Raw genomic sequence first — 19,023 nt, forward strand, 5'->3', positions numbered from 1 at the left:
TGAAATGGTTAATGTATTAAAATCAGAGAACGATAATAGGGTAAATTGTTAAAAGGGGAAAGCTTAAAATGATTAATATTATTTCAAGGGTTATTAATAGAAATAAAATGATGAATATCCGCATAAAGAATAAAAATGCACTGGGTGATTTGAATGAAAGAATGAAGGAGCAAAAACCTTTCGATGCTGATGATTTCAAAGTGGATCAGTTGAAGATGCAGCTTAGAAAGGGGCAGCTGGCCGAAAGTCATATACAGGAGGGTATGTCACTTCTTCAGCAGAAAAGGAAAGCTGTGGATGAGCTGAAGGATATGTCCAAAGATTTGAAGAAACTGTCGGAAAAATATAATGACGTCAACTGTACAGAAGATGAAAAGGAAAAAATAGAAAAAAACGCGAGAGAGATTATAAATAGCATGGACAATATAATGAATGATATATTTGGTGATAAAAGCTTGTTTGCAGGCAGACAGGTCAGTATAGAGACCAGTCATGGCTCAAATATTGTAGTAAGGGGAAATCTGGATATAAGTCTGAATTTTTATGGAGATGACGGTCATAAAAGTGAGGACATACATGGTATACATATAGAGGGAGATTTGAGTATTGTATCAATACTTGAAAATACAGCTCAAATAGAAAAGAGGCTCATAAAACCTCTGGATGATACTTCCGATGAAATAAAAAGCCAGATGGTGTCTGTGGTAAATGATGCTATGTATCAGGATATGATAGTGGAAATGGCAGCTAAAGGTCTGGCGGATTTGAAAGAAATTGATGGATACACTGAAAGCAAAATTATAAACAACTCCAAGGATATTCTTGAGAATGCAGCAGAAGCTCTTTACTGCCAAAGCTCTAATTTGGACAGAAAAAGAACTTCAGCACTTTTAACATGAGATTTTTGGTTCACGGAGCTGGATTTGTGTAAATCAGATCCAGCTCCGTTATTTTTATATATGTATAAGTGATGATAAATGGTAAACTGTGATTGACAAAATTACAAATTAAAAATTGATGCTGAGGCTAATAAGAATCTGCTATAATAAAATAAAGAGATAACCGGTCGCCCAGGCTTTGGGGAAAACCGGTTCATCATAAATTTTAAAAACATTGGGGGACAGTAAAATGGTACTTAAAGAAATTTCAGAAAAAATTACAGGGTTAAATACAGAGGCGGCTGAGTGTGCACGCAATCTGCAGGACAGTCTCGTAAAACCGGCTGGTAGTTTAGGTGTGCTTGAAAGTATCAGTATTCAGATGGCGGGCATTACGGGCAAAGCAAAAAGCAGTGTAGAAAAAAAAGTGCATTTCGTGTTCGGGGCGGATAATGGCATCTATGCGGAAGGTGTGACCGCAGCTCCACAATATTTTACAAACTTTTTAATGCGCGGCTATGCTTCAGGGAAAAAATGCGGGATAAATGTTCTTTGTGAGTACAACCATGTGGATCTTCGGCTTGTTGATATGGGCATTATCGGTGAAATTGAAGATCCCCATATTTATAACAGAAGGCTTATGCCAAACGGAACTAACGATTTTTACAAGGAGAGGGCCATGAGCCGTGAAATAGCTTTAAAAGCAATAGAAGTGGGTTTTGAATTTGCGAAAGCTGCATCCAGTGAAGGCTACGATATCATCGGAACTGGCGAAGTCGGCATGGGCAACACCTCCACCGCGGCAGCCTGCATCATGGCGGCACTTGGAATAAACAATGCCGAAAAAGCGGTTGGAAGAGGCGGCGGCCTGAGCGACGAAGCTTTTGAAAATAAAAAGCGGGTGATCACTGCGGCACTTGCTATGCATGAACCTTATGCAGACGACGTTGTTGACATACTTTCCAAGGTGGGCGGACTTGACATTGCGGCAATGACAGGATTGTACATAGGCGCGGCTTATTACCGAAAACCGGTGATTATCGATGGTGTGATTTCAATTGCCGCAGCATTGCTGGCATATAAATTCAATCCTCTTACGAAGGAATTTATGATTCCCTCCCATATTTCTGAAGAACCTGCGTACAGGCTTGCGGCAGATGCAATGGAATTAAAACCGATGCTGAATCTCGGCATGCGTCTTGGAGAGGGTACTGGCTGCCCGATCGCCATGGGAATTGTGGGCAATGCCATGGCTGTCATCAATAACATGAGCACCTTTGAAGAGGTCAATATGGATAATGAATACCGCAAAGGCAAAGGCATCAAAGCGTAAGTGTAGGTTCTAAGCATATTGAAAGCCTGGCTAAAAAGCATAATGAAACTCAGGTTGGATGGAGAATCCAGAATAAAGGCAGAGGAAATATTGGAAAAATCCAGTCGGAGGGAGGTGGATTCCATGGTATCAAATTTAGGTAAAACTATAGACAACATTATAAAGGAAGGAAAGATGAAGGGTCTGGAAGAAGACAGGAAAGAAGGCAGAAAAGAAGGTAAGTCAGAATTAATTATCAAGATGCTTTCTAAAAAATTTAACAAACTTCCAGAGAACTATGTTCATAAGATAGATGATTTATCAGATGAAACCCTTGATAAAATTGCTGTGGATATATTTGATATGAAAAGGGCGGAAGAACTGGAGAGATATTTTAAAAATTGAATTAGTGAGAGATTTAGAAGCAGGATAATAGATAAATATATTATCCTGCTTTTATAATTTGTTAGTGTAAAAAGTTAAAGGTTATTTTGCTATTAGATCAAGAGCTTGTTTTAAGTCATCTATTATATCTTCTGCATTTTCCAGGCCGACAGATAACCTTACGAGGCCGTCACTTATTCCAGCAGCATGTCTTTCTTCTGCTGAATAGGGGGAGTGAGTCATGGAAGCAGGATGTTCGATAAGAGTTTCAGCATCTCCCAGACTTACTGCAAGCGTAGCTAGTTTTAAGCTGTTCATAACTAGTGCACCTTCTGCTACACCGCCTTTTAATTCAAAGGAAATCATGGCACCAGGAAGTTTCATTTGAGATTTGGCTAGATCATGATATTCGAAGCTTTCAAGACCAGGGTAGTATACTTTAGAAACAGCGGGATGTGATTCCAAAAACTTGGCAACTTCCATGGCATTTTCACAATGTTTTTCCATTCTTATAGGTAAAGTTTTCATCCCTCTTATAATGAGGTATGCGTCAAAAGGACTGAGTACTGCACCTGTCATATCTTTTAATCCGAAAAGTTTAACCTGATCTATGAATTCTTTTTTACCAACTGCAAATCCGGCGATAACATCTCCATGGCCATTTAAGTATTTGGTTGCAGAATGAACAACTACATCAGCACCTAATTCCAGAGGCCTTTGGATATATGGAGTACAGAAAGTATTGTCTACAAATACAAGACAGTCCCTGTTGTTTTTGTGGGCTGCAGCAGATATTTTTTTGATATCGTTGATTTTTAATGTTGGATTTGCTGGGGTTTCGAGATAGACAACTTTAGTGTTTGGTTTTAAAGCTTTTTTTAAATCTTCAATATTTGTTGCGTCAACAAATGTCACATCAACACCGAATCTTGTAAGGCCGTGATTTAGAAGAGAAAAAGTACATCCATATAAAGTGTCTGATGCAACTACATGATCGCCAGCCTTAAGTGCAGTCCAAAGTGCGGCAGAAATTGCTCCCATGCCAGATGAAGTGGATACGGCAGCTTCACCGCCTTCTAGTAAAGCTAATTTATCTTCAGCTTCTGAACAAGTTGGATTTCCAAGCCTGGAATATATATATCCGTGTATATATATAGGTATTACATTTAGCCTATAATATAAATCTTCTCTAAAAGTATTTTTTTTGATCATATCTTCTAAATTTCTATTGGTTGCCGCAATTATTCTTACATCTATTTTTTCTTCTACAGTACTGCCTATCTTTCTTATAGTACCTTCCTGTAAAACTCTTAGAAGTTTTGCCTGAAGAGGAAGGGACAGTTCTCCTATTTCATCCAAGAATAAAGTACCATTATTTGCTGCCTTAAATAAACCGTCTTTGCCATTTTCTGCTGCACCGGTAAAACTTCCTTTTACATACCCAAAAAGTTCACTTTCTATAAGATTATCCGGGAGGGTGGCACAATTTATAGCTGTGAAATTCTTATCTGCTCTTGAGCTTAATTTATGTATAGCCCTTGCAAATAATTCCTTGCCTGTACCGCTTTCACCGCGAAGGAGTATAGTTGAATTGCTTTTTGCCACAGATGTACATATCTTTTTAGTTTTTATAATGGAGGGACTGCTGCCTATAATATCTTTAAATGCAAACTCTTCTTTTGAAGTAATGACATTTGACATTTCTAAGGCCTCATTGATGTCTTTAAGTGAGGCAACGGCAGCTATGGTTTTCCCTCTATCATCTTTCACAGAACGTCCTGAGGTGATATAGTGGAAACCATCTTTGGCATCTTTTGTAAGCACTTCGATATTGTCATAATTTTTACCGCTTTTTAGAAGGTTAATGATAGGTCCATCGAAGCCTAAAAGTTCTTTTATATTTTTCCCAACTATATTTTCTTTTTTTCTGTGAAATATTTTTTCACAATAATTATTGAAGAGTTCTATTTCTCCTCTGTGGTTTATAGCTAGTATACCATCTTGTACGGCATCTATAATGGCGCGAAGCCGCCTTTCGTTTTTTTCATAAGAAAGTAATTCGATTTCATGAACTCTTAAAACTCCATCTATATTGAGCAGATTTTCAATTGTATTTGATTTTTTTTCTTCTTGTAAGGTTTCAGACTTTACGTATACTTTGTTTGGAAAAACCTCGAGAGAATGAATACTGATGTTATTTTCATAAAGCTTTTTTAAAATATCTAAAACCATTCCTATTCGATCATGTGAGATTATTTCAAGTCTTAAGTAAGTTTTCATAAACGCCACTTTCCTTTTTAATATAATAGTGAATTGATTAAATGCCTACTATATAATTTTATATTTAAAACAGTAATTGTTTCAAGTAAAAATGAAATGCTATAACATAATTTAATAGTCTAAATGTCAACTATTAGTGACTGCAAATTGACAATATAGGTAGTTACTTCCTTTAAATAGTATTAAATTATAACTGTAAAGAAATTTTTACAGTTGTAAATATTTCTTTGCAGTTTAATTGGCAAAGTGGTTTGAAACGTTTACGAATTTTTTAATAGTTAAATTATTTTGCTAAAATTCTAGCTATTGCAATTTTTAAGTCCCTTGGCATAATAAGTGCTATTATTAAACATGTTCAAATTTGCATAAAAACATTGAAGGAGGTATTCAGGACAATGAACGAAAAGAAAGGTAATGCTATAGCACTGCTACCCTTGGCCGTATTCATGGTGCTATTTCTTGGTGTTTCAATTGTGATGAAGGATTTTTATAAAATGCCAGTAGTTGTAGCTTTAATAATTGCATCAACTATAGCTATACTTCAAAACAGAAAAATACCTATAGAATTAAAAGTTGAAAGATTTTGTAAAGGTGCCGGAGATTCCAGCATAATACTCATGTGCTTGATTTTTATCCTGGCAGGTGCTTTTGCGGAAGTGAGCAAAGCTATGGGAGCTGTGGATTCTACTGTAAATCTTGGACTAGCTGTTTTCCCACCTGGCTTTATGGTAGCTGGTATATTTATAATTGGCTCTTTTTTATCCATGTCACTTGGAACTTCTGTTGGAACTATAGTGACGCTAACACCTATTGCAATTGGGATTGCACAGAAAACGGGTTTACCCATTGCATTTTTAGTTGCTGCTGTTGTCAGCGGAGCTATGTTCGGCGATGGACTGTCTATGATATCAAATTCTACTGTAGCTGCTACAAAAACCCAGGATTGTGAAATGGTAGACAAATTCAAGGCCAATATAAAAATAGTATTTCCTGCAGCTGTTATAACTCTGCTCATATATTCCTTTTTAACTTTTGGCATGCAGGTCAATCACACAGGAGCTTATAACTATCAGTTTATTAAAATACTGCCTTACATAGCTGTACTGGTAGTGGCTTTAACAGGCTTTAACGTAGTATTGGTGCTGGTTGGAGGTATCGTATTAGCAGCTGTAATAGGTCTTATTTATGGTTCTTTTGATATATTTACGGTATTTCAGCTTTGTGCAAAAGGTATTGCGGGTATGGAAGACATATCTATAATATCCATATTAATTGGTGGTATAGGTGAATTGATAAAATTCAACGGCGGTATAGATTTTTTGCTGAATACAATACAAAAAAGAATTCACTCCAAGAAAGGTGCCGAATTTGGCATTGGTGTGCTGGTTAGTTTAGTAGATCTATGTACTGCCAATAATACTGTTTCTATAATTATAGTCGGTTCACTAGCTAAAGATTTATCTGAAAAATATGGTGTAGATAGAAGAAAATCTGCCAGTCTTTTAGATACCTTTGCCTGCTTTGTACAGGGATGTATACCTTATGGTGCCCAGCTTTTGGTTGCTTCCAGCCTTGCGGCAATTTCACCATTTTTAATAATGAAATATCTCTGGTATCCGTATCTTTTGGGGGTTGCATCAGTGCTGGCCATAATATTTGGAATACCAAAGTTTAAAACTCCGGCTAAGGGGTGCGTAAAATTAAGCGCTTAGACTCCTGAGGGTAATGAACAAATATCAATTTATTTTTTACTCAGAATATATTTGATATGGATGAAATAGAGGAACTTGAGAAATATTTTTAAGAAAATATTAAGGAAGTTGTTCTAAAATTACTATGATTATTTTGAAAGGAGGTTTTACTAATGGGTATTTCTTCGATTTCATCCATATCAAGTTCGCAAATATCATTTAATAGTAATGATTCGAGTAAGCTTGAAAGTGAAATAGAAAGTATTCAGCAGCAGATAAATCAGGAAAATTTAAGCAAGGATGATGAAAAAACAAAGAAAGTCAAAATTCAAGAATTGGAGAACAAACTGTATCAATTGGAATCACAGCTTCGACAGGGGCAATCACAGAAAATAGAGAATGTAAAAGTTAGCGGCAATGATAATTCCAATAATCTGTCAGACAAGAATTCAGATAGCACAATCGATGTATTTGCGTGATTATGGAAATTAAATGATGTAAGAAAAAGGTAAGTCAATAGCTGATTAAGACTTACCTTTTTTTTTATGATAACGATTTGTTTGCAAAGCTTATCTTTTTTGAATGGTATAATGGTATAATAAAAATGTAGAACAATTTAAGAAGGTGAGCCAGCTGGTAAAAAATTATATGGAGGATGTGGTGGATAAACTTTTGCCTGAGGTTTTAAAAAACTATGACAATATATGTAAATGCCCCAAGTGTATTGATGATATAAAGGCTATAGTTTTGAACAACCTTAAGCCTAGATATATATCTACGGAAAAGGGGCTTTTATATACTAAAATTAACGAGCTTTCCAGAGAATTTAACACTAATGTGATAAAGGAAATAGCATTGGCTATAAATATAGTATCTGAAAACCCACATGATTGTTAAAAAACCAGCGTCATTTAGACGCTGGAAATATTGAGTTTTTTTCTTTTAGAAACAATTATGACTGTGAATTATTTTGCAAGTTCGTATATTGCATGAGCATATATTTTGGCGTTCGTTATTAGATCTCCTATTTCGATGTATTCATTGGCCTGATGGTCAAGATCCGGTTTCCCGGGGAATATTGGTCCAAATCCAATTATATTTGGAAGTTCTTTGGCGTAAGTTCCTCCGCCTATTCCATAAGCTTTTCCTTCCTTACCCGTCTGTTCAGTATAAACTTTAAGCAGGGTTTTGACCAATTTACTGTCTTCTGAAAAATAAAGAGGTTCATCAGCTGCCACTCTTTCTATTTTTGCACCACACTCTGCAAATTTTTTGGAAAGGGTGTCCATGATTTTTTCACCTTCCACAGTAACGGGATATCTCATGTCTATCCACAGGTCAGCTGCTTCTTCATCGATTTCGGCAACTCCTACATTCCAGGATAATTTTCCCGAGGGTTTGTCTTTGCAGGCTATTTCAAGTGAAATACCCTCTGTATCAAATCCGATGTACTTGTTGAAGAAGTTTATATAGTCTGCGAGAGGAGAAGATTTTTTTACAATAGTTCCTAAAAAGTCAAAAGTCTGCATTATGGCATTTTTACCCAATTCAGGTGTACTTCCATGAGCTCCTACTCCAAAGGTATGCAAAACTACGCCGTTGTTTACTATTTCGGTTTTCATGTTGTAGCCTTTTTTATCTGCAAATTCCTTTACTGCTTTGACAATACTTTCTGTGTCTTTTGTGGCTATCACAGTTTCACATTTATCGGGTACCATGTTGGGCCTTATTCCGCCTTTTAATGATTTGATTTTGATTTCACAATTACAACAAGAACTTAATTTTTTGACAACGTGAAATCTTCTTATGCCCTTTTCAGCATTTATAAGTGGATACATGGCATCTGGAGTAAATCCGGATATAGGAGCCTTTTCCTTTTTATTATAAACGTGCATTTCAGAACTTCCAGTTTCTTCATTTGTTCCGAAAATAACTCTTACTTTTTTTGAAAGCGGTATTTTAAGATCTTTTATGGCCTTTAGTCCGAAAAGGGATGCAATTGTTGGACCTTTGTCGTCCAATGTACCCCTTCCGTAAATCTTGTCTTCATGAATTTCAGCCCCATAAGGTGGATGAATCCAATTGTCTCCTTCCGGCACTACATCCATATGTCCGAGAACTGCTACATAATCTTCTCCTTCACCATATTCTGCATATCCGTAGTATCCATCCTCTTCCTTATATGTTTTGAACCCAAGATCGGCTGCAATTTCGAGAGCCTTATCCAGAGTTTTCCCTACGCCTTCGCCAAAAGGAATGCCTGGTTTTCCTTCACCCTGGGTGCTTTTGATTTTAACTACCTCTTGAGTTGCCTTAATCAATTCTTCTTTCATCTCATCGATTTTTTTATTAAGTTGCATGCATATTCCTCCTTGTTTTTGATACTCTTTATCAAGTTATTGATGGATCCAGCTGGAGTTCGTTCATAATTTATTTAACATGATTATTGTATACCTTTTTCTGTAATTTTTCAATATGCATGAATTTTTTATTGATTGAATTTATTTTTATGATTAATTTAATTCAATTTTCTTAAATTTAGCACATCTTGTTTTTATTTTATTGGCAGACTACTGCGAACATAGGGATCAACTTATCTAGGTGTGCAGCAGTGTTTATTTCCGTAAGTATTAGCAATGACAGCTTTCGAATAAGACAACAGGGAAGATGTCCAGGGCTTGTTTATACATCCCCGGACATCTTCCCTGTTTTAAATGGAATCTGGAAATTTGTGAGATTTATGTCAGCCTTTTATTGAAGATGCCCAGAAGCTGGAGTTTTTTGATTCTATTTCGGATTCTACCGGTATCTATGGAATATAATCCCTTTTCTTTCATCCTGTTAAAATATTCTGCCCCGGCAAAAGTATATCTGTTTTTTCTGCCTTCAGGAGTTTTTATTCTGCTGTTGGCATAACTTATTATGTCGCCTACAGCGGTATCTGCGGGCAAAACAAGAGTTGGAAATTTAAGTGCAGATCTCACTGCATTATGGCCTGCTAGTGATCCCGTACATATAGCTTCAGTGTGTCCCACAAATAATCCGCTTTTTTCGCCGCCGCAGAAAAGATTTTCAAGGCCCACTACTTTCAAATCATTGGATACGGGAGCTACAGAAAGATATCTTATGGAATTTCCCTTTCCGCCGGAATAGGGATCGATGAATTTTACGTTTTCGAGTCCGTGTATTTTTCTGAGCTTACTCAGCGGGTAATATGAGGTCATGAGCTTTACATGTCCCGTATCAAGTAGGATTATATTTTCTGCAAATTCTTTTAGGGCATACTGTTGGCATACCTTTGCCTTTAGTTTGTCTAAATTTACATCCTCCTTTGGAACCTTTAAAACAACTACCCCTTTTTTCTCGAGTTCATTCACAAGTTCTTTATCCAGGGTTTCTTTGGCTAATTTGCAGGAACCGCTGAAAGCTCCGTAATTTCCATCTGTCCTCTCACCGTGAAGATCATCTATACCGGCACACTTACTTATGCTAACTCTCGGACCGAAGGATGGACACCTGAGTACACACATGGAACATCCGTTGCCGTATCTTATACAGTTTCCCATGGGACCTGTAGAACCGGTAGTTTCAACAAATACATCTGCTTCCTCATAATTCCCGGTTGAGGTATATATACCTTTGATTTTACTGCCATCCATTTTAACATCCACTACCCGTGATTCAAAATTTATCTTTATACCTTTGCTTAAGATATATTTTCTGACTTCGGGCTCTATCTTATTTACATCGTAAAGCCATGCATGTGCATGATTTGGAAAATCCAGATTTTTATGCCTGGTAAGCTTGTCTGTAATGCCTATGAGATCTCCTGCTCCTAGAGCTGTTATTTCCTCGGCAGCTGTGTATCTGCCGTTGTTTCTCATTATTCCTCCTACATTTCCAAGTCCGAGAACCATATCGGTTTTTTCATAAATAACCACCTCGGCACCTGCTTTCACTGCTGTTAAAGCTGCTGCACATCCGGACCAGCCAGCTCCAATCACTATTACCTTCATAAAAAATGACCTCCTATATAAATTTTCTATCTTTAAATAATTCCCTGGGATCCATTTGTACCTTGCATAACCTCTTCACTACATCATTTTTGTAATGCTTGGTACAGCTGGAACATATGCCCTCACCGCAGTTCATTTTGGAATTGTTGCAGCAGGAAAGAGCAATTGACTTATCGGCAAATTGAATAATTCTGTATATTAGAATATCTGGACCGCCGCAGTGGATGAGATTTATATTTCCTCCGGATAGACAGTCTTTTAGAATGGATTTGAAGTTTTCTGTAAGGTATCCATTTTCAAGTATTCTGCAGTTTACAATTTTAGAACTGTAGTCATTGAGGTATTTTTCGCTGAAATTATTTTTGAATTGGGTGTCTATGAAGGAGATAATCTTGTTGTTGTTTGAGTGCAGTTTTTTCATAATGGGAATTGAAGGCGCAATTCCTATGCCGCAGGCTATAATCAGTGAGGTGCCATTTTTAGCTTCATATATATTTGAAAGACCCATTATTCCGTTGAAAAAAGGACCCCGTACTGATATCCTGTCGTTTTCATTTAAAGAAAATAAATTTTTAGTCTTGATTCCATTCAGTTTTATGGCGATCTTCAGGGTGTTTCTGATGACATCAGCCTCCATTATTGATATCGGAACATCATAATAAACCGGATTTTCAGTATTTTTTAGGAATACGAAACTTCCTGGGTAAACAAGTTCTCTTGTTAGATCTTCAGGAGCTTTTAAAGTGAGTATGCATAAATTTTTATCAGGAGTTTTCTTTTTTAATATTGTACATGTATAAGTTCTTCGCAGATTTTGAGCCTTACTGCCATTGGATATATATTTATCATATATGCAAACGCCGCACCAGTTTTTGCACTGACAGAATTTTTCACCCGAGAGTTGTGAGCAGAGCACGCAATCCAGGGTTTCTGCAAGATGACATGGGCAGTATTCACCTCCAGCATCGATACAATTCATAAAAATAACCTCCGTCTATAATATAAGCTGTATAATATTAGATTATTTTCCAGCAGAATTTTTGTTACTTCTCATGGATATTGAAATGACGTATTTTTATTTTGAAGTAGTCTGCATAATATTTTTAAACAAGCTAAAACTACTAGGGGTGATACTTATGGATAATTTCAGTATAAACGGCAATATACAGAGGATCATCAGCGGCCTTGGAGATACAGAAACGGTTATAACAAGGTCCTTTGAAATAGGATATAAGCTTCCAATACAGGCAGTACTTATTTATGTAAATTCTCTTGCAGACAAAGAATCTATAAATCGAAACATATTAAATCCCCTTATGCTGCATACAGATGACAATTTGTACCTGTCGTCGAATCTGTGCAGTACAATATGCAAGAAATATATAACTTCAAGTAATACGCTTATAGAAAAGGATATTGCTCAGGCCATATTTGCCTTGAAACGTGGAGATACTGTGTTGATTATAGAACATATAAGTGAATTTATAATAATAGATACAAGGGACGGAAAATACAGGCAGATATCAGAGCCTTTGAATGAGTATGCAGTCAGGGGATCGAGAGAAGGATTTGTTGAAAACCTGGAAACAAATGTAAGCTTGATTAGGAGGATAATAAAACATCCGGATCTCACTATCGAAAATTTTACCTTGGGGAAATATACTCAAACAGATATAAAATTGATATATATAGACAGTATTGCAGATGAGAAGATCATGAAAAACATACGTGATAGGCTGGCTGTTATAGATGTGGATTCGATAACGGGGGTGGGTATTGTAGAACAGTATATAGAAGATCATCCCTGCAGTTTGTTCCCTCAATGTTTTGCAACTGAGAGGCCTGATATAGTCATAAATGATTTAATGGAAGGAAGAGCTGTAATACTGTGCCAGGGGACACCTTATGCTCTTGTAGTACCGGCATTGTTCACAGAATTCTTTCAGGCAATAGAGGACTATTATGAAAGAAGTGTATTATCTTCCTTGATTAGGATTTTGAGGTTGATCGCAGTTATTTTAGTTATAACTCTTCCTGCTGCCTATCTGTCTTTTATAAAATTTAATGCAGAGCTTATACCGATACAATTTCTCCTGCCTTTAGTATCTACAAGAAGGGGGCTGTTATTGACTCCTCTAATTGAAATATTGTCCATGGAAATGGTAGTGGAATTTTTAAGAGAAGGAGGATTGAGGCTTCCGGGCAAAATAGGGCAAACTCTTAGTTTAGTTGGAGGGTTTATTATTGGCGATGCGGCATTAAGAGCGCGTCTGGTTAGTCCTGCTACTCTTGTAGTTGTGGGAACAGCTGTAATTGGAACATTCGTCATTCCCAATTATGACATGTCACTTTCTATACGTATAGTGAGGTTCCCGATGATAATACTTGCTGATATATTTGGAATTGTAGGTATTGCTGCTGGCTGGTATCTCATTTTGTTACATCTGTTTTCAATGAACAGTTTTGGAGTACAGTATCTGTCTTTTAAAAGGAACGACTTGAAGGATATATTCATCAGGGCACAGTTGTGGAATATGGATGAGAGGCCTGAAGCTATACCAAATAAAAACAAGATCAGGCACGGAGGCTCTATGAAAAAATTCAGGAGGAAGCATTGATGCAGAACAGCCTAGAAAATAAAATAACTTCATATCAGCTGCTTTGTATTTTAACGGGTACTGCTGTAGGCATAGGTTTGATAAGTCTTCCAAATGAAGTAACTCAAATAGCCAAGCAAAATGGCTGGATTTCAGTTATTATCGGTGGAGTCTATCCTCTATATCTGGTGTATATTGCGTGTATATTGCAGAAAAAGTTCCCAGATAAGAATATATTACAGTTGAGCAGACAATTTTTAGGAACTTTTTTAGGAAACTTTCTAAATTTGATCTTTATGTCTAATTTTGTACTGTACACTACGGCTGTTGCATCCGGGCTGACCATTCTTTTGACAACTTTTATAATGTATTTTATGGTTCCTGTGAGATTACTTATATTTATAGTGTTTCTAGGAGCCATATCGAGTTACAGCGGATTAAAACCTTTGGCAAGTATAAATGAACTGATCTTTATATTTACTATAGTGGTTTCTCTTATCTCACTTGTTGCACTGGGCAAAGGAAAACTTATAAATGTACTTCCTATATTTGATCTGAATACTAAACTTTTGCTCAGAGGAAGCATTGAATCGTGTTTCTCATATGGTGGTACGGAAATAATTTTTTTGTTTTATCCTCTGTTAAGCGATAAAGAAAACTTTAGAAGCTGTGCGTTAAAAGGTGTACTATTTATAGTGATCTTGTATTCATCCTTAACTTTTTTGACAGTATATTATTGTGGAATAGACTTAGTAAAGAAATCTTTCTGGGCAGTACTTATAGCTGCTAAATCTATTGAAATACCGATAATAAATAATTTCAGGTTTATATTCATGTTTCTGTGGAGTATAGTAAATTTTAAAACTATTTCCAACAATTACTTTGCATCTGTATTTATTTTACAGGATTTGTTTAAAAGGTCTTCGATAAAAAAACTGTCTGTAATTATATATCCCCTTATAATATTGATATCTTCTACATATCTAAATGAAGAATCTCGGAGAACTTTTTTAAAATTTATAATTCCAAAATACACTTTATTCAATATAGCATACCTGACCATAGTATGCTGTATGGCACTTATAAAAAAGGATGGTTTAAATGAAAAAAAATAAATTTTTAATTATAATACCGTTATTAGTTATAGTATTTTCATTTTTTATAACGGGGATAAAAGATTCAGATGTGGTTGAAAACCTGGAAATAGTAGCTGGAATAGGATCAGATATTGAATATGAAACTCCTGATATAATATCATACAGCACACCTTTGTCCGTCTATATATTTGGCGATACCAGTGAAAATGATGAGAACATCAGGGTAAGTAGTGCAATAAGAAGGGGAGTTGGAGGAACTTTAGGTAAAACCAGGGAGAACAGACAATCCTTATCAGACAAAAAAAGCATATTTGGATTTGAAAAGGTATATGTAATAAGTGAAGACAGTGCTGTTTGCGGAATTGGACCGGTAATAGATATATTATTCAGAAACCCCCAATTAAATGATACAGGCTATTTTGTAATATGTAAATGTAAGGCTGAGGATATGCTTTCCCATAAAGTAAAAGGTTATCCAAGTTCCTCTGATTTTATAGAGGGCCTGTTAAAAAATGAGTATAATTATTCCTTTTTCCCAAAAGATACAAAGATAACGGATTTGTACACTTCACTTTATGTTGAAGGTATCAATCCTGTAGTACCTTACATTGAAATAATCGATGACAATATAAAGGTATCAGGCATGGCCTTATTTAAAGAATCACGCATGGTGGCAAAATCAAGTTTTGATGACAGCAAATGGCTTAATCTAATGGGAAATGATAAAGGCCGCGGAATTGTGAGTCTACAAAAGACTGCAAAAAATTATGCAGACTTCTATGCGTATTCATCAAAGAAAGTCTATGTAAATAAAATCGGAGGAAAACTTCATTTTACAATAAATTTAAGGTTGAAAGGAGATATAATTACAAATACCTATTTTAAAGATCTTTCAAAAAATAAAGATGTTAAAAAGACCTTTGAAAATGAAATTGAAGAGAAGGTACGCAAGAATTGCTGTTCAATTATAAATAAAATGAAGACGGAGTATAGAACAGATTGTATAGGTCTTGGCCAATATGCTGCAGCTAAATATGGAAGATGGAGCAATACGGATTGGAACAAAGAAGTGCTTAATTCCAATATAGATATAAATGTGAAAGCATCTATAGAGAATTGGGGACGTGGTTCTTTTGAAAAATAATTTTGGATCACATATTTGTATTGGAGAACAATTTATTATATAATATATATTACTAGGGAGAATAAGCTAGCGGTTACAGTATAAGGTAATATGTATGACAATTTAAAATATTTCATAAATCTAAGTACAAGGAGGAGGTAGGTTACTATGCCAAATTTTGCAAATCCATTTCAAGGAAATGTGGACAGAAAGATGACTAAAGAGGAGCTTATTCAGGCTGTGAGACTTGATATTGCAGGAGAACTTGAGGCCATATATCTGTATGAATCACATGTGCTGGCAACAGATAATGCTGCAGCCAAGAAGGTGATAGCAGACATAAGGGATGAGGAGAAAGCACATATAGGTGAATTGATGTCCTTGTTGAAGATACTTGATCCTGAAGAAGCAAAACATTTTGCAGACGGTGAAACAGAAGTTGCAGAGATGATGGAAGAGTTGAATATTCAAATTCCTGAAGTAAAAGAAAAGCCTAGTCAGGACAAATCCGCCCATAAAACTGTGGGCAGTTTGATAAAGGATTGAGGGGGGAAATAGTCATGGATTATTTATCAAGAGAAAGTGCACCTTTTTCAGATGATTTGTGGGGAAAAATAGATGATACAGTTGTTAATACTGCAAGCCGCGTGTTGATTGGAAGACGTTTTTTAGATATTTTTGGACCTCTTGGTGCGGGTATACAAAGTATAAGTTCGGACAATCTTGATGAGAGCGGATCGATAGAAGAGGAAACTTCAGAGGGAATATCGAGAATTAAGAACAGAAAATATGAGGAGATACCACTTGTGTATAGTGATTTCACTCTTCTTTGGAGAGACATTGAAAACAGTGAAAAACTGGGTTATCCACTGGATCTATCAGCAGCTGTGTCCGCTGCAGAAGCATGTGCGCGAAAAGAGGACAAGCTGATTTTCCTGGGAAATGAGAATTTTGGATATGAGGGAATTTTTAATGCAAAGGGTACTAATAAAGTAGAGAAGAGTGAATGGAAATCGGGAGAAAATCCATTTACGGATATTGCTTCAGCTGTCGAAATTTTGACCAAGCAGGGTATTTATGGAAGACTCGCATTAATTGTAAGTCCTGATCTGTACCTGCAGATGCAGCGTATACAACCTGGAACAGGAGTGCTTGAAATTGATAGAATTGGTAAGCTCCTGAATGGGAATATATTTACAAGTCCTGTTCTTGGAACAAATAAGGGGGCACTTTTATGTACTGAACCTAATTATATAGACATTGTAATAGGTCAGGATATAGCAACAGCATACCTTGAACTCAGGGAATTAAATCATACTCTTAGAGTTTTAGAAACGGTGCTTTTGAGAATTAAAAACAGAAAATCCATAGTTATTTTTGAATGATTGGATTTTAATTAGAGAAGCAAATTCTTTAGGGAATTTGTTTCTTTTTTACGATACAATATATTGTGATTGTGCTTGACAATTCTGTGAGTTTGTGAGAAACTGAATTTGTCATATAATAACTTTATTAAAAAATAAAAGAAAAATATATAGGTGAATTTTACTTAAAAGGAAAGCAAGATGAAAAGTCTGCACGGTCCCGCCGCTGTGAAAGAGGAGCCCTTATAAAATATGCCACTGGGAAACTGGGAAGGCTATAAGGGTGATGAATCCAAGTCAGAAGACCTGCCTATATATTAGTGACCATTCGACTCTACGAGTGATAGGGAGGTGACTAGATGGTGAAATTTTATGATTCTTTATATAAATCATAACCCCTTAGCATTTGCTGAGGGGTTATGATTTATTTGGCTTTGGTTTAAAATATTACAATTAAACTAGGGGGTATTAAAAAATGCATATTGAAGATGGTATTTTATCGCCTCAAGCGTGGGGAACATGGTATGCAATAAGTGCTGTGTTTATGGTACCTGGAGTTAAAGAAATCAAGAAAAGAGTTAAAGAAAATTTATATTATAAACCATTTTTAGCAATGGTAGGAGTAGCTGTGTTTGTCATATCATGTATGCATATTCCTGTACCTGTGACAGGTTCCTGCTCTCACCCATGTGGTACTGCACTGGCGGCTATTATTGTTGGGCCCTTTGCTACAGGAGTGATTTCAGCTATTGTATTGTTTTTTCAGGCTATATTTCTGGGACATGGAGGTATAACTACTATTGGTGCCAATACTTTTTCTATGGGTATAGCGGCAGGTATTTTGGGATATCTGTGCTGGAAAATTTTAAGATATTTTAAGAGTCCCATCTGGCTGGCAGCGGGAATAGCGGGTTTCATGGGTGACATAATTACTTATCTGGTAGCTGCTTTGGAGTTGGCAATAAGTTTACATGGACATGTTCCTTTGATGAAGCAGTGGATGATATTCTTTTTAGGCTATGGACCTACGCAACTGCCTTTAGCTATTGCAGAAGGTGTGTTTACAGCTTTGGTTCTTCAGGTTATGGTAAAAAGGAGACCTGATTTGTTACCTGGTATACTTAAAAAAGGGGAGGCGAGGTAATTATGGAATCAAGCAACAGTATGGGCAGCAAAAAAGGCAAGAGTATTAAATTTTTAGACAAATTTACACGTGTTATGTTAACAGTTATGATAATTATATTTATATTTATATTTGGAGCATCGAAGTACATGGTCAATCATAAAATGGAAGCCGGAGGTACGGATGACAAAGTGAATACTATGGCTTCTGTTACAGCTAAGACAGACCATAAACCTTTTATCGAGCTTCCTGGTGATGCACAGGTAGGAGCATTTTCTGTAGCAAATTTTTTCGCAGGTTTAATAGTGGGACATCATTGGGAAAAATTATTTGGCGATTCCAGTAAAAATAAGTTAAAGGAAGAATAAATTATGGAACTATCTTCATTTGGCAGGATATCTGGCAATAAAAGTTTTTTACACCGTTTAGATGGAAGAGTAAAAACCGTACTGTTTTTAAGTGCAATTATAATAACAACTTTTTTGTCCAAGTGGTATCTTATAGTATCTCTGTGGATGCTGTCTATAATTGGATATTATACTTTGGGTGTTCCCTGGAAAAGACTTATAAAAAGGCTTCTCATACCTTTTAGTATAGCATGGCTTGTATTTGTAAGTGTACTTTTTACAAATGGGGAAACTGTTTTAACATATATTCCCTTTGGAACTTATCATCTGAATATATACAGAGAGGGACTTGCGCTTGGAACTTTATTGATGCTGAGAATAATGGCTGCAGTTAGTCTTGCATGCATACTTTCTTTTTGCACTCCGATGATTGAAATACTGGAAACCCTCAGAATACTAAAAGTTCCTTCGATTATAATAGATTTAGCTGATATGATGTATAGGTACATATTTATAATTGAAGATACGGGCAAAAATATGAGATATGCACAACTAAGTCGTATGGGGGATAGATCCAGCTGGCTGCGTCGTATAGAGGATACGGGCAAAATAGCGGTGTATATTATGATAGAATCTTTAGATCGAAGTGTAAGAGTTTATAATGCTATGCTTTCAAGAGGATATAATGAAGATAGTAGACAAGCTAAGTTTTTTACTTACCCTATTCCAGCTGGAGATTTTCGTTTTGGAATTTTGATAATGGCTTTATTGATGGTTTTAATTTTGATAAATATATTTGTTTAAAGGAGAA

General features: G+C 36.0%; 18 protein-coding genes and 1 riboswitch. Of the genes, 14 read left to right on the forward strand and 4 right to left on the reverse strand.

The annotated features are described in order from the left end of the window. Positions 1-68 precede the first annotated feature (68 nt). From LN736_RS03490 to LN736_RS03500, 3 genes are all read left to right on the forward strand, one after another. Positions 69-899, forward strand: a complete 831-nt coding sequence (locus LN736_RS03490; RefSeq protein WP_229980866.1) for a hypothetical protein — start codon at positions 69-71, stop codon at positions 897-899. A 229-nt stretch (positions 900-1,128) separates the two neighbouring features. Then, positions 1,129-2,211 (forward strand): nicotinate-nucleotide--dimethylbenzimidazole phosphoribosyltransferase, encoded by a 1,083-nt coding sequence (cobT, locus tag LN736_RS03495; protein WP_229980868.1) that lies wholly within the window; start codon positions 1,129-1,131, stop codon positions 2,209-2,211. Positions 2,212-2,229: 18 nt separating this feature from the next. Next, positions 2,230-2,595, forward strand: coding sequence for a DUF4351 domain-containing protein (locus tag LN736_RS03500; RefSeq protein ID WP_229980870.1), 366 nt, complete (start codon positions 2,230-2,232; stop codon positions 2,593-2,595). 81 nt (positions 2,596-2,676) lie between these two features. Here the strand turns inward: LN736_RS03500 and LN736_RS19290 are convergent, their stop codons facing one another. Beyond that, positions 2,677-4,854, reverse strand: a complete 2,178-nt coding sequence (locus LN736_RS19290; protein ID WP_442870508.1) for a methionine gamma-lyase — start codon at positions 4,852-4,854, stop codon at positions 2,677-2,679. Positions 4,855-5,150: 296 nt separating this feature from the next. Between LN736_RS19290 and LN736_RS03515 the strand changes: the two genes are divergently transcribed. The 3 genes from LN736_RS03515 to LN736_RS03525 all read left to right on the forward strand — a co-directional run bounded on the left by LN736_RS03515 (position 5,151) and on the right by LN736_RS03525 (position 7,442). Continuing rightward, positions 5,151-6,566 (forward strand): Na+/H+ antiporter NhaC family protein, encoded by a 1,416-nt coding sequence (locus LN736_RS03515; protein WP_326839064.1) that lies wholly within the window; start codon positions 5,151-5,153, stop codon positions 6,564-6,566. 152 nt (positions 6,567-6,718) lie between these two features. Continuing rightward, positions 6,719-7,024: a FlxA-like family protein gene (locus tag LN736_RS03520; protein WP_150356282.1), complete on the forward strand. Its 306-nt coding sequence runs from the start codon at positions 6,719-6,721 to the stop codon at positions 7,022-7,024. Positions 7,025-7,193: 169 nt separating this feature from the next. Beyond that, positions 7,194-7,442 (forward strand): late competence development ComFB family protein, encoded by a 249-nt coding sequence (locus LN736_RS03525; RefSeq protein ID WP_378061022.1) that lies wholly within the window; start codon positions 7,194-7,196, stop codon positions 7,440-7,442. Between the two features lie 68 nt (positions 7,443-7,510). Here LN736_RS03525 and pepV read toward each other — a convergent pair whose 3' ends face one another. From pepV to LN736_RS03540, 3 genes are all read right to left on the reverse strand, one after another. Next, positions 7,511-8,905: a dipeptidase PepV gene (pepV, locus tag LN736_RS03530; protein WP_150356283.1), complete on the reverse strand. Its 1,395-nt coding sequence runs from the start codon at positions 8,903-8,905 to the stop codon at positions 7,511-7,513. 378 nt (positions 8,906-9,283) lie between these two features. Further along, positions 9,284-10,561, reverse strand: coding sequence for an FAD-dependent oxidoreductase (locus LN736_RS03535; protein ID WP_150356284.1), 1,278 nt, complete (start codon positions 10,559-10,561; stop codon positions 9,284-9,286). Between the two features lie 13 nt (positions 10,562-10,574). Further along, positions 10,575-11,540 (reverse strand): sulfide/dihydroorotate dehydrogenase-like FAD/NAD-binding protein, encoded by a 966-nt coding sequence (locus LN736_RS03540; RefSeq protein ID WP_150356285.1) that lies wholly within the window; start codon positions 11,538-11,540, stop codon positions 10,575-10,577. A 157-nt stretch (positions 11,541-11,697) separates the two neighbouring features. On the opposite strand from LN736_RS03540, the gene LN736_RS03545 reads away from it, so the two are divergent. From LN736_RS03545 to cbiQ, 8 genes are all read left to right on the forward strand, one after another. Next, on the forward strand, positions 11,698-13,179 hold the full coding sequence (locus tag LN736_RS03545; protein WP_150356286.1) for a spore germination protein: 1,482 nt from the start codon (positions 11,698-11,700) through the stop codon (positions 13,177-13,179). Continuing rightward, positions 13,179-14,273 carry a GerAB/ArcD/ProY family transporter gene (locus LN736_RS03550; protein WP_150356287.1) on the forward strand — a complete coding sequence of 365 codons (1,095 nt, stop codon included), beginning with the start codon at positions 13,179-13,181 and terminating at the stop codon, positions 14,271-14,273. Before LN736_RS03545 ends, LN736_RS03550 begins: the two co-directional genes overlap by 1 nt. Continuing rightward, the gene (locus LN736_RS03555) at positions 14,260-15,399 is read left to right on the forward strand and encodes a Ger(x)C family spore germination protein (RefSeq protein ID WP_150356288.1); all 1,140 of its coding nucleotides are present in this window, start codon (positions 14,260-14,262) and stop codon (positions 15,397-15,399) included. The genes LN736_RS03550 and LN736_RS03555 overlap by 14 nt, the downstream gene beginning before the upstream one ends. A 147-nt stretch (positions 15,400-15,546) precedes the next feature. After that, a complete protein-coding gene (locus tag LN736_RS03560; protein ID WP_150356289.1) occupies positions 15,547-15,924 on the forward strand; it encodes a demethoxyubiquinone hydroxylase family protein in 378 nt (125 codons plus the stop codon). Positions 15,925-15,938: 14 nt separating this feature from the next. After that, positions 15,939-16,763, forward strand: a complete 825-nt coding sequence (locus LN736_RS03565; protein ID WP_179977078.1) for a family 1 encapsulin nanocompartment shell protein — start codon at positions 15,939-15,941, stop codon at positions 16,761-16,763. A 134-nt stretch (positions 16,764-16,897) separates the two neighbouring features. Beyond that, positions 16,898-17,070: riboswitch (cobalamin riboswitch) on the forward strand. 147 nt (positions 17,071-17,217) lie between these two features. Continuing rightward, positions 17,218-17,886 (forward strand): energy-coupling factor ABC transporter permease, encoded by a 669-nt coding sequence (locus tag LN736_RS03570; protein ID WP_150356291.1) that lies wholly within the window; start codon positions 17,218-17,220, stop codon positions 17,884-17,886. Positions 17,887-17,888: 2 nt separating this feature from the next. After that, on the forward strand, positions 17,889-18,233 hold the full coding sequence (locus tag LN736_RS03575) for a hypothetical protein (protein ID WP_150356292.1): 345 nt from the start codon (positions 17,889-17,891) through the stop codon (positions 18,231-18,233). A 3-nt stretch (positions 18,234-18,236) separates the two neighbouring features. Next, positions 18,237-19,016 carry a cobalt ECF transporter T component CbiQ gene (gene cbiQ, locus LN736_RS03580; protein ID WP_150356293.1) on the forward strand — a complete coding sequence of 260 codons (780 nt, stop codon included), beginning with the start codon at positions 18,237-18,239 and terminating at the stop codon, positions 19,014-19,016. The last annotated feature ends 7 nt before the right edge of the window (positions 19,017-19,023 follow it).

The sequence above is a fragment of the Clostridium aromativorans genome (assembly GCF_020908015.1).
GTDB classification, from domain to species: Bacteria; Bacillota; Clostridia; order Clostridiales; family Clostridiaceae; genus Clostridium_B; species Clostridium_B aromativorans.